Source organism: Fibrobacter sp. UWB1 (assembly GCF_002210325.1).
In the GTDB taxonomy this organism is placed as follows: Bacteria; Fibrobacterota; Fibrobacteria; order Fibrobacterales; family Fibrobacteraceae; genus Fibrobacter.
This window is the reverse complement of record NZ_MWQL01000016.1, coordinates 11565-26323: the sequence shown is the minus strand read 5'-3', so window position 1 is coordinate 26323 and position 14759 is coordinate 11565. Positions and strand designations below refer to the sequence as shown.

Genomic DNA, 14759 nt, shown 5'->3' with positions numbered 1-14759 from the left:
CCTTTTATGGGTCGGGCCTTTTTTATACCGTTCGGCTCTATCTCAAAACAAGAATGTGATGTCGCCTCACTCTCGCCATCGCTCCTGCTTAACGCATGGAGCTTATGGCTCACAGTTATTACCGTTCGGCTCTATTTGATCATTTTATCGAATACGGCGAAGTATTCGTCGCGATATGCCAGGTGCCAGCGGGAATCTTGCTGCAAAGCACGCAGAAGTGTATCCCAGCGGGCATAGTACTGCAGCGGGAATAGGGCGCGGTCTATGCCTAAGGAATCGGCGTCATGCATAAACAGGGCGGGGTCTTTGGCGTAATTCAGATACCGTTCAAAGAAATCCGCCGTCTTAAGGATAAACCTGCCATCGATGTAGATGGAATCAGTCGGGTTCATTAAAGCCAGGTAACCGCCGGCACGATCATCGTTAAAAAGCTTACCCTTATGCGGATGTTTCTGCATCCAGTCTGTCGCATCAACCGGCACACGCTGGTAAGCGACCATGGAGATGTCGTAAGCAGAAAGTGAACGAACCCAGAGACCGAAGATAAAAAAAGTAGGAAGTAGGAAGTAGACAGTAGACAGTAGGCGGCAGGATGTGAAATGTGGAGTGCGAAATGGGAAATTAGGCAATGTCGCTAAAAGTACCGGCAGGAACAATACGAAATTACGTTCGGCAATAAGGACAAGGATTGCTGTCGCCAAGAGAGAGACATTCAAAACACCGGGCCTGCGATTCTTATACAAGCGCCAAATGGCAAGTCCCATTCCTGCTAGGCAGAGCAAAATCATCAGCACACATTCCAGTGTATTCTCCCCCGCCATCAAAAGCGTGAACGGAGAACGGTTCTCGGCGATTTCGCTTGCAAAGATTGCCGCCGAGGGCGAAAGTCCAAGCAAACGGTCCAAGAGTCCAAACGGGTACAGGAATAACGCGAGGCCCTCGCGATGCAAGAACGGCATCGCAAACAATGCAACAACAAAAGCTCCCCGCAACGCAAGCGCCTTCCGAGAAAACTTATCACCCGACTTACGCGAATTCCAAATTCCGGCAGTCAACACAAGCACCGCAAACAGCGGGCCCAAAATGTACAAGCCCTGCGTTTTGCACCAAGTCCACTGTATGGCAAGAATAAGAACCGCAAAAAGCGTGTTCACCGGGGTCAAGCGACTGTTCGCAAACAACCTCGGCAAGACATTCCAATAAATCCCGAGAAACAATAGCGAAAACAGCACCGGACGCATTTCAAAATGATAGCGGAATACAAAAAGCAGAACAACTGCAACTAGAGACCGCCACATACAACTAGAGATTGCCGCGGTCCTTCGGACCTCGCAATGACATTTAGGATTTTCAGGCAACAAGAAAAGTGCAAACACGACGCCCCAAAGAATCGCCTTGAATGCCACCAAGAGCGGAGCGCCACCCAAACCGTAGACAAAGCCTACCGCCAGTTGAAAATATTCATGCACGTTCACAACGGGCGTGCGGACAGGTGTCCACGTAGTCACCCATTCGCGAGCACAAGCCAAATGCCACCAGATGTCGGTATCGGTCAGCGGAAAAATCGCGAACAGAATGACAAATACAGCAATTACCATTTCAATGTTTTCAGAACAGAATCCAGGCGGTCTGTCAACTGCTTTTTACCAGCAACACAGAGGTGGTCACGGTTAAAAGCCATTTGATCGGGATAATCATGATCGCCGAACTTATTTTCATCCATCAAGATGAAATATCGGTTTGCCTTGGCAAGCGCATCCAGCTTTTTCTTTTTTTCGGGATACTTACTGCGCTGCAGACCGTAAGTACCAAAGCTTCCCGTCTTTTTGTACTGGGGGGCCATCGGGAAAATGATCCCGATAACATAGATATTCTTGGCGGCCGCACTATCTACGATTTCGGCCAGTTCGTTCAATCTTGCATCCAGATAGCGTTCCTCTTGCGTCGAGAATACAGAATCCATCAGCACGTCGGTTCCGTCAACACCCCAGCTGCGGCATTCATCATCAAGTCCTCCGCGGGCGGAATAACGCTGAATCCAGCCCTGACTTGCCGGGTACGCATTTTCAACCGCCTCGACAAAACCATTGGGCAATCCCGATTTCCAGAAGTCGTGATGGGCATCGTAATCGTAACCGGGAACACCCATATGAATCAAACTCAAGTGGTCTTCCCTTCCGCTCCAATTGTCCAAATCTAGGGACATCACAATCGCTTTCAAGTTGTCGGCATGGTTCAACGCATAATTTTCAACGAAATACATATCGCGGTTTCCGTCAATTCCAGAAACAGCCGTATTCAGCATGTTCCATTCCGGGTACGCATCCGGATCAAGCCCCATTTCCATTCTAGAACTCCCGACCAAAAGAACTTCGGTTACATCGAGATTCTTCCAGTAGAGTTCCATCTTGATACGGTTTTTTTCGGTTTCAATGTCCAGGCCTTCGCCATAATAAACGCCAGCGCTATCCAAGGCCAACAAATCGTCGTAACCCGTAAAGGCAACATTCACCCAGAATGCAGGGTGCCAAAGTTCATCGCCTTCGGCCAATTCCAAAGTGCTTGAATCCGAAAGGTCCACCATAACGATTTTTGTATGGGCACCGTTTGCGTTCGTAAGCGTAGCAACCGCCTTATTATGGTTACCCGGGACCCATTCGCTGTGGTCAAAAGAATATCCCTTCGGGGCACCCACCGATTGAATCAACTTGCCTGTACTATCTACGACAAGAATGCGTTCATGTGTCCCGTACTTGGAGCCGACAAATTTTCGACCTGTCTTGCCGGCAAAATCGAGAAACAAGGTGCGTTTGCTGCTATCTTGAGCTAGAGAGGCATTGCAAGCCTGTTCACCATCGTACCACAATTCAGATTCAGAACCTACACGGGCTCGCAGCAAGCGTGCACCCGTTACCGCAAGGGATCCATCTTCGGCAATACCGCCATGGTAAGCGCCATCGAAAAGTTTTTTCGGTTCGCCAAATTTACCCTTCGAGAATTTCACCTGCCATGTAGATGTAGACTTGAACGAGGCATCATCCTTGTTGTTGCCGGCATCGGTTACATACACAATGACCGTATCACCGTTTTCAAGCACTCGCCAGCGCGGAATGGCGGCCGATTCAACATCCAGCTTGACAATGTCAGAACCTTCGGCATTCAGGTTGCGCACATAAACAGCCGACTTGCCAGAAACGCCCTCAAGCCCGGTGCTAAAGGCGACCTTTTGCCCATCCGGCGAAATATCCGGATGATACGCATTCAAGGTATCTTCGATTTCAATCACCGAAAGCGCACCGTTAGAATAATCTACATAAGACAGATTCCCCGACAGATCGTTTCGGAATACAAGTTTCATCTTGTAGGTTCCAAAGATGTTCCTAAGCGTCGAGGAACTGGCAAGCGGAACCACGCGGCTGCCAGCCGCCTTGCCATCGGAATTCATCCACAAGGCATTCGGAACTGCACCAAAAGCTAAGCGAAAGCCCACATAGTCTGCACGGGTTGAAGACGTCACCGTATACACGTCACCACGGCCAAAGAGCGTAATCGATTCGGCCGGAGTCCTGTAGCTGCCGCCCTTCACGACACGCTGGCCGAGGCTTCCGCCATCGGGAGCCCCCACGTAGTTCGCAATAGTCGTGTCGCGGAAATTACCGAGCCAATCATTCACCCATTCCATTGCGTTTCCGACCATGTCGCAAACCTGGGCATCCGAAGACCTCGAGCAAACCGCATGCAAATGATAATCCGAATTGTCAGACGTCCATGCGGCCTTCGTATTCCAGAAGCGGTTTGCCACAAAGGCCCATTCAGCTTCCGTCGGCAAGCGGTAAGCCTTGACTTCGGGGTGGAAGGCAAAGCCTTCCAGGTTCACGCAATGATTTTCAGAATTCAGTTCAACTTTACTGTAGGTATACGCCGTATCAAAGCCCTCTTTTTTACTGCGGGCATTAGCAAAGAGAACTGCATCGTAATACGTCAAATTCGTCGCCGGATAAGCATCCTTTTCGCAAGGGACCGAAATCTTCGAAGACTTCATCAGCGAATTGAATTCAGCGCAAGTCACCTCGGACTTGCCGATAGAAAAATCGTAATCCAGAATCACCAGCATTTGTGGGCGTTCGCTAGCCTTGGCAACACCTTCATTGGTACCAAGCATCACTTCTTTCTTGTCATGCTTGACCGCAACCATGTTGTCTAGCGAGTCAGATTCAAATGCAGAATCAACATTTTGCTGCGAATAAATGTATTCCGAGTTTGAGCAAGCATAAAAAGCGACACTCAGCAGCAACAATAAAATCCGACACATTTCTTACCTCAATTCCTTCAATACCGCTTCAATCCGTTTTGTAATTTGGGGTGCCGCTCTTGCGCAAAGATGGTCTTCATCAGCAGCGGAATATTCGTCATAATCATGTTTCCCCATCTTGTTTTCATCCAGCAGCCTGAAATGCGGATATGTTTTTTCCAAAGCCTTCAAGTCATCAATGAGTTCTTTAGCACGGCTCCTGCGCAAGCCATAACGACCAAATGCACCCGTTTTTCTGTATGCCGGATTTTGCGGGAAAATAACACCTACGACGCTAACGCCCCTCTCTTCAGCCTTTTCAAGAATTTTCTTGAATACTTTCATAGAATTCTCAAGCGTTTCTGGATGATCGTCATAATAAAGGGAATCCATTTCTATATCGGGATTCTTGCTCCAGGGCTTACAACCTGTTCCAAGCATACGACCGCGGTCATCCAAGAAGGCGTAGTCGCCTTCAATCGTCATGTAATTCGAAGTATATTCCAACAAGCCTTCCGGATACCCGTCTTGCCAGTAATTGTGATTCTTGTCGTACACGAACCCGGCATAGTTCTTGTAATTATCGTTGAAGAAATTGTCGCTATCGGGGCCTTTTTCCGTCTTGTACCAGAAATCGATATCCAGAGAAATCACAATGTATTTCAGCTTTTTGAAATGCGGATAGATGTAGAAGTCCAAGAAATCCTTCGACATGTATATGGAATTAGGCGTCTGGGCGAGATTGATCGCATAGAACGGCTGAACCAGGTACCTGGGCGACACGGAATGCAAGGGACGCGACGAACCGACAATCACGACATTTGCCGTATCACGGTAACGCCAGATCAATTCCATATTGTAGCGCATCAAAATGCCTTCAAGATTTTCGCCGGCATGCATGTAGACACCCGCGCTATCACCATCGACTTCAAACTTGGATTTATCCAAAGCGTCCGGAATCCAGAGGCACGGTTGCCACAAGTCATCGCCTTCGACCAAATCGGTCATGCTGCTGTCTTGCATATTGACGAGCACAATCTTCCTGTGCATTCCGCTTGCTTCCGTAAGAGTAGCTACGGCATAGTCCGAACGGCCGCGCACCCATTCCGTATGATCAAAGGAATAGCCCAAAGGCGCCTTTATGGAGCTTATCAGTTTACCCGTGCTGTCCATGACCAGAATGCGTTCATGAACTCCGTAAGACTCGCCCACAAATTTTCGGCCCGTTTCTCCGCTAAAATCAAGGAACAAGGTCTTCTTGGAGCCATCGGTTGCAAGCGATGCATTGCAAGCCTGCTCGCCATTATACCACACGGTATCGCTGGCCTTGGATTCCAACGTCGAGGTTCCCTGAGACACCTTTGCACGTAGCAGCCTGGCCCCAGTCACGGCCAAGCGTTCGTCACCGCTGATTCCGTCATGGTATGCGCCATCAAAAAGCTTTTGCGGTCTACCGAACCGTTCTTTCTGGAACTTCACCTGCCAAGTCTCCAAACGCTTGAACGAGCCGTCATTCCTGTTGTCACCGGCATCCGTCACATAGACAATCACCGTATCGCCATTCGGAAGAACTCTCCAACGGGGAATCGATGCGTTATCGACCTTCAGTTTGAATATTTTAACATAGCCCAGCGAAAGCGTTCTGACATACACTTCGGATTTGCCCGAAACGCCTTCAAGCCCTGTAGAGAAGGCGACAAAACGTCCGTTTGGCGAAACATCTGGATGGTACACTTCCAAAGTATCCTTGATTTCGGCCGTATAAATGGTGCCGTCCGAATAGTTCACGTAGGCCAGATTACCAGTCAAGTTGTTGCGGAATGCAAGGACAACCTTATATGCATCCAAATGATTCTTTAACGTGCGCTGGTTCACTAACGAAATCACGCGCTTGGAATTGGGAATGCCGTCATAGTCCATCCACACCGCGTCAGGAATTTGACCAAATGCCAAGCGGAAACCGACATATTCCGCACGAGTTGACGAGGTAATCGTATACACGTCGGTACGGCTGTACAAATTGATTGCGCTTCCTAGCTGGCGATAGCTACCGCCCTTCACGATTCGCTTACCCATGTTGCCGCCATCTGGCGACCCCGTGTAATTGTAGATGGTCGTATCCCTAAAGAATCCGAGCCAGTCATTGACCCATTCCATGGCGTTGCCCGCCATATCGCAAAAATCCGTAGAATCAGAAATTCGAGTACAAACCTCATGCAGCTGAATTCCCGAATTTTCGGCATTCCAGCTCGCCCGCGGATTCCAGTTACGGCCAGCTACTACGACCCATTCCGCTTCGGTCGGCAAACGATAGCCATCTACATCGGTATGAAAATAAAATCCTTCAAGGAACGTACAATGTCCATCGCTATCGATCTGTTTACTCGAGTACGAATACACCGTATCGAAATTTTCCGCCTTGCTTTTTTCGTTGGCAAACAAGACAGCATCGTAATATGTCATGTCTGTCGCAGGGAGATTCTTGTTTATGCAAGAAAGTTTGAGTCCCTGAGGTTTCATCAACTTATTGAATTCGCCACAAGTGACTTCGTGCTTGCCCATGGAAAATGAATAGTCAACCTTGACTTTCATTTGGGGGTATTCTTCCAGCTTTGCAGCAGTATCGTTCGTTCCAAGAATCGCTGTCGCATTATAAGCCGTCACACGAATCATGCCGTCCAGTTTATCTTTTGAAACTCCAAGATAAACATAATCGGATGTAGGATTCACATCGGCGCAAGCAAAAAACAGGAGCGATATTAAAGAAAGTAAAATAACCCGCATTTGCTAAAAATAGCAATTTAGGGCCAAATTCACGATTACAGGTGGTCCGGTAAACGGCTTTTAGCAATTTCCTGGTTCGCCTTGATGCCCGGATATTCCGCAAAAAACTCTTCGGCCATGCGGTACCAGGTCAAAGCGCGGCGCAAGTCGCTATCCAAGTACAGGTTTCCCATATTGAAAGCCGCAAGCCCCACGAACTGTGTGGACGTAAGAGGTTTGAATTCCAACCCCGTCCAAGGCCCCGCCTTGTATTTTTCACGGTATTCTTGGTCTGAATAGCTATAGCCTTCGCGATTAGGCTCCAGATTAATCGCGGTCGAAGAGTCTGCCCCATAGCGCAAGAACACATGCCCCGGGAGCATGATAACCGAAAGCGGCAAGTTTCGCGCCTCGGCAACCATCATCGCAAGCCAAGAAAGGCCCATGCAGCCGGACTTTTTCATTTGCAACACATGCAATGGGAGTATCGCTTCGGCCGTAACGGCCGCATCGCCTGCGCCCGCAAATTCAAGGCCCCAATAAGTCCACAGCAAACTTTTCAGGCTCCACAAGGTATCACCAGTCATCGCAAGCGAACTGTCGAAATAAGCAAGTCCACCGTTCCACGATTCAAGAGAATCAAGGCATCCCGGCAAGCGGTCTTCAAAGGTACAGGCCGCATCCCTAAAATTCATCGTCTCGGCTCGCCCGCTCCAAAGCAGCAACGTAAGTGACGCCGCAAAGACGACAATCAGCACCGGCCAGAAGAACCTAGACGAGAGACGAGAGATGAGAGACGAGAAAAATAAAATACTTTTCATTTTATAATATATCCTCTCTCGTCTTTCGTCTGTAGGCACGAAGTGCCGTTCTTTCGTCTATAAACCATCCCATTCCATGGGCGATTGCCAGAAGTCACGAGCCGTCATCATGTAAATCACGAGGCGCTTGCTCTGCATATCCTTCTTCATTTTCATCATGCGGTGGTACACGCCCGGGCCGCCGCCCCAACTTGTAAGCACCTGCACGTCGAGCCCTGTCGCATAAGCCAGCAGCGAGCCCGGGCCGCCCGATTTCTGGTCGACCGATTCAAACACACCCGTAAAGGAATCACCCATCAAGAGAATCGGCGAATTCTTGCCGCCCTTGTAGGCTTCAGTGCCCTTGAAGATTTTCATTGCAGGCAAAGTATCTGCAGCATACTTTGACTTTTCAGCATCGGGCAAATGAGCCACAAGGTCGCCTTCACGTACCGTTTTCGTTTCTTGCAGGTTAAGCGAACCAGGTTGTGCTCCCGATTCGGCGTACCAAGAATACTGCGTCACGCGGCTAGCCAAGAGTTCCATGGCGGCAAGCATGCCGGGCAAGGACCAGTGCGTATCATAGCGCTGGTAGCTGTAATGCGGAGGTTCATCGCCCGACTTCGCGGCCATCAAGGCCGGATAAAGGTCAAGCACGTCGAGCCCTGCGGCAAGCATTTCGCGAGTGAATTCGCGGCCGGCGGGGTTCACGCAAAGGTCGGCAGCCGTGCCTTCGACCAGGCGTTCTCCATAAATTTCTTCTTTTACCGGAACCGGCACCACCAAGAGCTGCACATTCAGGGAATCCAAGTACTTCTTGAGTTCCAGCAGGCGCGGGAGCGGATTGTGCAAGGAATCCTGCTTGGTTATTTTATCTGCAAGCAAGTAATTGGCGTTGCGTCTAAACCAGAGCATGTCGCCACCAGCCCAGGCATTCTGTTCCTTCGGCAAGTTCTTGAGCTTTTTAGAAAGGGCGTCGCGGAACTTTTTCGTCGCGGCATTCTCGGGGCAAGATCCTTCGAGCGACGCAAGCGTTTCAAGCCTGAAAGCGGAGCTTGTATCGAGCGTGCGGTTTACCGGCACCACCTCGCCCGCTTCGGCCAAGGAATCCGCCGTACGCTTGGCGCGCAAGGCTTCGTCGCTCAGGCGGAATGCCGGGACTTCAAAAGCGATCCACATCGGCGTACCCATCGGGTTTCCGCGCATCACGGCAAAAGGCCTGTTGGCGTCACCTTCCCACGGAGCCCCTGCCGTATGCGGTTCCAAGTCCGTATTCAAAGTCGGATACCAGTAAGACGACAAAGTACGTGCCCAGTTCATGACATCGTCAATATTCATTTCGCCGGTCAAATAGTAATTCAAAATTTCGGCGGTTTCGCCCGTAGAGCTAAACTTCAACTTTCCGTAAAATACGGAGCGGCCCGTCCACGGGGCAGGCATCACCTCGACCCACCAGTCCACGGAACCATCGCTCAGAGGAACGCCCCACATGCGAGTCACCGTCTGGAAAGCACGGAACACTTCGGGTTCATTCCACTTGACCGCTTCAACGGAATTCAACAACTGCGAAAGCGAATCGTTTCCGGTTTGCGCATAAAGAATCTTGGCAAGCGGTTCCCATGCCAACGGCTGGCGGCCCGCAATGGCGGCAGGCTCGTATTCCGAAAGGGATTCCAGCATCGGGAACGGATATTCTGCAAGCTTTGCCTGAGCCATTTTGCCCGTATAGTTTTCAGGCTTTTCTTCTTTGCCCGCCAAACGAATCGGGTTATTGAAATACGCCGCAAAATCGAGGGCCGCAAGAGTGGGCTTTTTAACCACGCGCACCTGCTTATCGGCACTAATGAACTTCATTTCGAACACGGTCACCGGCGTTGTAGGCTGAGGCGGCAATGCCGCCGGGCGCTCTGCAGCCACATTCTCGGCCTGAGGCACATTTGCATCCGGTTTATTCGAAGCGCAAGAAGAAAGTGCTGTCACCAAAAGCGACGACGAAAGCATCGCCAAAGAAATTTTTGTCAAAGATTTTTTAGCGCGGGAATCTAATTTCATAATTCAAATATACTAAATCTGCTTTTCAAGCTAAATTTCTAAATTTACCGCGCAATCAAGGATTATCCATGAATTTCAGAGATTTTGGCAAATACAACCAGTTCAAGGAACAATTCGCCGGCATGTCGCCCGAAATGAAGGAGCAAATGATGCGTATGGCGAAGGAACAAATGAAGGCTAGATTCAGTGCATTTGTTCAAAAGTGGCTATCGCTCCCGATTTTGACGATTGCAGCAATCGCCTTGGGCGCTCTTGTCGGAGCCCTTACAGCGTTCTTTGGGCAGGTGCTCCTGGCGGTCAGTGCGGTACGTGACGCCAATCCGCTTTACTGGATTCCGGGACTTGCCTTGATTGGGATTGTGATTGTATTGGGTTTCCAGAAATTCGGCAAGGGCACCGAGCGCGGCATGGACATGGTATTCGGTGTCGCCCACGGCAAAGAAAACGAAATTCCGCTGCGCATGATCCCGATGGTTGCCGTAAGCACTTGGCTCACCCACCTGTTCGGCGGTAGCGCCGGCCGCGAAGGAGTCGCGATGCAGATTGGTGCGACGCTCGGGCACAACATCAGCAAAAAAATTCCTATGGAAAACGCTGGCAAAATTTTGCTCATTGCAGGCATGGCTGCAGGTTTTGCAGGACTTTTCCAGACACCGCTTGCCGCCATTGCGCTTGCACTTGAAGTTCTGCTGGTGGGCTACTTGAATCTGTCCGCTTTGCTCCCGGCAACAGCCGCTGCATTTACCGCCTACAAGGTTTCCGAGATGCTCGGGCTCGAAAAGTTCTCCGTTGACTTGCACACGCTTTTCCCGGATTCGAACGTCGCCGGACTCCTGTGGAATGAAAACGGACTTGACATTCAATTCGTACTAAAGCTTGCCCTGCTTGGTGTTTTATTCGGTATCGTAGGCGGCGGCTTTGCCAAGATGCTTTCGATCGCCAAGAAACTTTTCGCTAACAAGTTGCCAAATGCAGTCAAGCGGATCGCCTTCGTAGGTATCGCCCTCAGCCTTTTGCTTCTCCTTTTCTGGCAGGGCCGCTATGCAGGCCTCGGTACGAACCTGATTGACATGTGCTTTGCAAACCCGAAGGCCGCAAATGTAAATGTCGCGGGAGTCGCTGCAACAGTTTTCGCCTGCGACTGGATTCTGAAATTCGCACTCACGATTGCAACGATTGCAGTCGGATTCAAGGGCGGCGAAATCACACCGTTATTTGCCATCGGAGCAACATTCGGCGCTTGGGTAGCCGCCATGGTAGGCGTTCCCTTGCCGCTTGCAGCAGCCCTCGGTTATGCGGCAGTCTTTGGTGGTGCGACAAACACGCTCTTGGCCCCCATCTTTATCGGCGCAGAAATTTTCGGTTTTGACACACTCCCCGCATTCTTTATCGTTTGCGTAGTCGCCTTTGTTTGCAACGGCGGACAAAGCATTTACGCACAGAAGAAATTGAGACTCAAGTAGTTGACGTAGAATCATGAACGCGGTCTATATCGAAATTACGGATGTATGCAACTTGAATTGCAGCTTTTGCCCTTGCGGCAAGGCAGTTTCGCAGACATCAACGATTTCGCCCCAAAATACCGCATCAAAAAAGCCTCGCGAATTCATGAGCACGGAGCTATTTGAACGCTGCATTGCAGAAGCGGCGACCGTTGCCGAAAGCGTCTACTTTCATGTGCTGGGCGAACCTACGCTGCATCCTGGTTTTGGGCTATTCCTCAAAAGACTAGAGCAAACTCCGCTCAAGCTGAACTTGACCACCAACGGCACCACCATAGCACGAGTTTCGGAGCGCCTCTTGAAATTCCCCGCCGTGCGCCAGGTGAACATTTCGACGCATGCGTATGCGGAACTGCCGCAGGAACCGGCACTCGCACACTTGCAAGACGTCCTTGACTTTTGCAAGATGGCGAATGCAGTGCGTCCCGACATGTACATCAATTTGAGGCTCTGGAATGTAGGCGATGCAACCAGCAATTCTTGGAACGAGACGATGCTTGCCAAGGTGAACGAGGCTTTCGGCACCAATGTTGAACTAGGTCAATTCTGCAGTCGCCATAAGAGTTTCAATGTCACCGGACGCATCTACCTGCACCAGGACAGCCGCTTTGAATGGCCTGAACAACTCAGAATTCAGAATTCGGAATTCAGAATTGACAATTCTAAAAAAAATTACATTCAAGGAACATGCCGCGCACTCGACACCCATGTTGCAATTCTCCATGACGGACGCGTTGTAGCCTGCTGCTTAGATTATAGCGGACAAATCACGCTCGGCAACATTGCCGACCAGAGCCTTGCCGAAATTCTGGAGACACCCCTCGCCCGCAACCTACGCGAAGGTTTCGACAAGCACGAATTACGCCATCCGTTTTGTCAGAATTGCACTTTCTGCAAGCGCTTCGGCAAATAAGTTTATATTTGAGTCAAGATGCCGATAGTCACCATTCAAGATTTCACTGGCGTTTACGCCGAGCAGCCCTTCATGCAAGGGCTGCGGGAATTGGCTGCATCTAACGGCGACATTCATTGGCTGGACTGCACTAAGATTGAAGGTACAGACTGCTACTGCGATGACGAAGCGCAAGATGCCCTCAACAAGATGATGGACGAAGCCGTCGCAACCGCTACGAATACTTCTGCTACAAGCACCCCCGGCATCCACTTCTTCGATAACGGCAATTACCACTACATGAGTATGCTCTGGACGGACCGCGTTCAAGAACCGTTCGACCTTGTCGTATTTGACCACCATCCCGATATGCAACCGCCTCGTTTCGAAGGAATCCTCAGTTGCGGAGGCTGGATTAAAGAAGTTCTCGACCACAATAAATTTGTACAGAACGTCATCGTTACCGGAGTCGCCGACCATCTCGTCGAAGAAATCCGCGAAGACCTTTCGCAGGCAAGCGCCGCCGAAATTCTGAACCGCGTCACCTTCATCCGCGAAAGCGAACTATCCGCTGTCACCCTGGAGGGGTTTAGCCCCGATAGGGTCCATCTCACATCACACTCCACACCCGTCTACATTTCTATCGACAAGGACGCCCTTTCTACAGCAGAAGCAGCGACCAACTGGGATCAAGGTTCACTCACCTTTGAACAACTCGCCAAGACACTCAAAGTTCTCGCCGAAAACAGAAAAATTTTGGGAATTGACATTTGCGGAGAACGCGCCCGCGACATGGGATTCGAAGACACCGCCGCGGCAGACGCGCTCAACAACGCATTGAATGAGAAACTGTTCCACTTGCTCACGGAGCTCCATGGCATTCAATAACCGCAAGCCACAAAAGCAAGGCGCCCACGGCGTTGCCCGCGTGATTTCCAAACGCGGCTATTGTAGCCGCAGCCAAGCCGAAAAGCTGGTACGCGAAGGCCACGTAATTCTCCGAGGCAAGCCTGTGCACGACCCCGAAACGCCCGCCTACGAAAACGACGAAATTCTCATAGACGGCAGGCCCGTTACCGCAAGCGAATTCGTCTACTTCGCCATGAACAAGCCCCGCGGAATCGTCACCACCGCAAGCGACGAAAAAGGCCGCAAGACCGTGATGGACTTGTTCCGCGAAGAGTACGCCAAGATGTTTCCCGGCAAACCCGTACCACACATATCGCCGGTGGGCCGCCTCGACGCCGCGAGCGAAGGCCTGCTGCTGTTTACTAACGACACCAAGTGGGCAGACGCATTGCTAAGCGGAGGTTCAACAATGTGTCATCCTGAGCGGAGTGAAACGGAGTCTCTTTGGTCACTTGGGCTTCAGCCCTTAGTGATCCATGATCCCCCTTGCGGGGAGAAGGATCCAGGCACGAATCAACACATCAAAATCTACCGCGTGCAGGTCAAAGGCCACCCCACCGCTGACGACCTTGCGAAAATGGAAGCCGGCTTCAACGTACCGCCCCGCATCTTCGGCGAAAAGGAAGAATTCATGCACGCGGAGCGCGCACTACTCCACAACGAAGGCGAAAAGAACTGCTGGCTTGAAATCACATTGTCAGAAGGCAAGAACCGTGAAATCCGCCGCATGCTCGCCCACCTCGGCTACGAAGTCATGCGCCTCGTACGCATCCAGTTCGACAAGTATACGCTGGGCGATTTAAAGCCAGGCGAAATCCGCGCCGTTCAGGTCTAAATCAAGTCTCTGTTCAAGAGTTCGCCGTGGTCAAGCACCAGGCGGCGGAAGGGGCTGTTCAAGTAAAAGTCCGGGTTATGCGTCGCCATCACCACAGTGGTGCCGCGGGCATTGATTTCCTTGAAAATCTTGAAGACTTCTTCGGCGTTTTTCGGGTCAAGGTTACCGGTCGGTTCGTCCGCCAACAGCAAGTACGGGTTATGCACCATGGCGCGCGCAATCGCCACACGCTGCTGTTCACCGCCCGAAAGCGTATAAGGCATGGCAAAGCGTTTCTGGCTAATGCCCACAAGGGCTAAAGCATCGAACACAGCCGCATTAATCTTGCTGCTCGGAGTACCCACAATGCGGAGCGCAAGTGCCACATTCTCGAAAACATTGCGGTCCGGCAACAACTTAAAGTCCTGAAAAATAATTCCCATCTTGCGGCGAAGCGACTGAATCTTGCTATCGGGCGTGTTCTTGCTGTCGTACAGGCAGTCGCCCGTAAACTTCACCATCACCTGGCCGCCACGTTCTTCGTCGGGGCGTTCGTCCATGTAAATCAGCTTCAAGAGCGTCGACTTACCAGCACCGGAATGCCCCGTCAGGAACACGAATTCACCCTTATGAATACGCAACGTCACATTGGAAAGAGCCTTCCAGTTATCCTCGTAAGATTTAGTGACGTGGTTAAAATGAATCATAAGAGCCTTTTAAACAATGGATTGCTTCG

At 50.7% G+C, this 14759-nt stretch carries 10 protein-coding genes; 4 read left to right on the top strand and 6 right to left on the bottom strand.

What is annotated here, in order from left to right; translation table 11 throughout:
- Positions 1-131 precede the first annotated feature (131 nt).
- Genes B7988_RS11715 through B7988_RS11695 form a run of 5 tightly spaced genes read right to left on the bottom strand, consistent with a single transcriptional unit; the run spans position 132 to position 9906 of the window.
- On the bottom strand, positions 132-1598 hold the full coding sequence (locus tag B7988_RS11715) for a hypothetical protein (protein ID WP_088658055.1): 1467 nt from the start codon (positions 1596-1598) through the stop codon (positions 132-134).
- Positions 1592-4312, bottom strand: a complete 2721-nt coding sequence (locus B7988_RS11710) for a TIGR02171 family protein (protein WP_088658054.1) — start codon at positions 4310-4312, stop codon at positions 1592-1594. Before B7988_RS11710 ends, B7988_RS11715 begins: the two co-directional genes overlap by 7 nt.
- A gap of 3 nt (positions 4313-4315) precedes the next feature.
- Entirely contained in the window at positions 4316-7075 is a 2760-nt protein-coding gene (locus B7988_RS11705; protein ID WP_088658053.1) for a TIGR02171 family protein, read from the bottom strand.
- A 35-nt stretch (positions 7076-7110) separates the two neighbouring features.
- Complete coding sequence (locus tag B7988_RS11700) at positions 7111-7875, bottom strand: transglutaminase family protein (RefSeq protein WP_088658052.1); 765 nt, start codon at positions 7873-7875, stop codon at positions 7111-7113.
- A gap of 57 nt (positions 7876-7932) precedes the next feature.
- Positions 7933-9906 carry a hypothetical protein gene (locus B7988_RS11695; RefSeq protein ID WP_088658051.1) on the bottom strand — a complete coding sequence of 658 codons (1974 nt, stop codon included), beginning with the start codon at positions 9904-9906 and terminating at the stop codon, positions 7933-7935.
- Between the two features lie 68 nt (positions 9907-9974).
- Between B7988_RS11695 and B7988_RS11690 the strand changes: the two genes are divergently transcribed.
- From B7988_RS11690 to B7988_RS11675, 4 genes are read left to right on the top strand one after another with little or no spacing between them, the layout of a single operon-like run.
- Positions 9975-11369 (top strand): chloride channel protein, encoded by a 1395-nt coding sequence (locus B7988_RS11690; RefSeq protein ID WP_088658050.1) that lies wholly within the window; start codon positions 9975-9977, stop codon positions 11367-11369.
- A gap of 13 nt (positions 11370-11382) precedes the next feature.
- Positions 11383-12321: an SPASM domain-containing protein gene (locus B7988_RS11685; protein ID WP_088658049.1), complete on the top strand. Its 939-nt coding sequence runs from the start codon at positions 11383-11385 to the stop codon at positions 12319-12321.
- A gap of 18 nt (positions 12322-12339) precedes the next feature.
- Entirely contained in the window at positions 12340-13188 is an 849-nt protein-coding gene (locus tag B7988_RS11680; RefSeq protein ID WP_088658048.1) for an arginase family protein, read from the top strand.
- Positions 13175-14044, top strand: a complete 870-nt coding sequence (locus B7988_RS11675) for a pseudouridine synthase (RefSeq protein WP_249268983.1) — start codon at positions 13175-13177, stop codon at positions 14042-14044. The genes B7988_RS11680 and B7988_RS11675 overlap by 14 nt, the downstream gene beginning before the upstream one ends.
- Here the strand turns inward: B7988_RS11675 and ftsE are convergent.
- A complete protein-coding gene (ftsE, locus tag B7988_RS11670; protein ID WP_073317299.1) occupies positions 14041-14730 on the bottom strand; it encodes a cell division ATP-binding protein FtsE in 690 nt (229 codons plus the stop codon). The two genes, B7988_RS11675 and ftsE, sit on opposite strands and share 4 nt — an antisense overlap.
- Positions 14731-14759 lie beyond the last annotated feature (29 nt).

Coding starts and splice junctions, on each gene's coding strand:
- B7988_RS11695 (WP_088658051.1), bottom strand. CDS start 9,906: ATGAAATTAGATTCCCGCGCTAAAAAATCTTTGACAAAAATTTCTTTG.
- B7988_RS11680 (WP_088658048.1), top strand. CDS start 12,340: ATGCCGATAGTCACCATTCAAGATTTCACTGGCGTTTACGCCGAGCAG.
- B7988_RS11690 (WP_088658050.1), top strand. CDS start 9,975: ATGAATTTCAGAGATTTTGGCAAATACAACCAGTTCAAGGAACAATTC.
- B7988_RS11705 (WP_088658053.1), bottom strand. CDS start 7,075: ATGCGGGTTATTTTACTTTCTTTAATATCGCTCCTGTTTTTTGCTTGC.
- B7988_RS11710 (WP_088658054.1), bottom strand. CDS start 4,312: ATGTGTCGGATTTTATTGTTGCTGCTGAGTGTCGCTTTTTATGCTTGC.
- B7988_RS11715 (WP_088658055.1), bottom strand. CDS start 1,598: ATGGTAATTGCTGTATTTGTCATTCTGTTCGCGATTTTTCCGCTGACC.
- B7988_RS11685 (WP_088658049.1), top strand. CDS start 11,383: ATGAACGCGGTCTATATCGAAATTACGGATGTATGCAACTTGAATTGC.
- ftsE (WP_073317299.1), bottom strand. CDS start 14,730: ATGATTCATTTTAACCACGTCACTAAATCTTACGAGGATAACTGGAAG.
- B7988_RS11675 (WP_249268983.1), top strand. CDS start 13,175: ATGGCATTCAATAACCGCAAGCCACAAAAGCAAGGCGCCCACGGCGTT.
- B7988_RS11700 (WP_088658052.1), bottom strand. CDS start 7,875: ATGAAAAGTATTTTATTTTTCTCGTCTCTCATCTCTCGTCTCTCGTCT.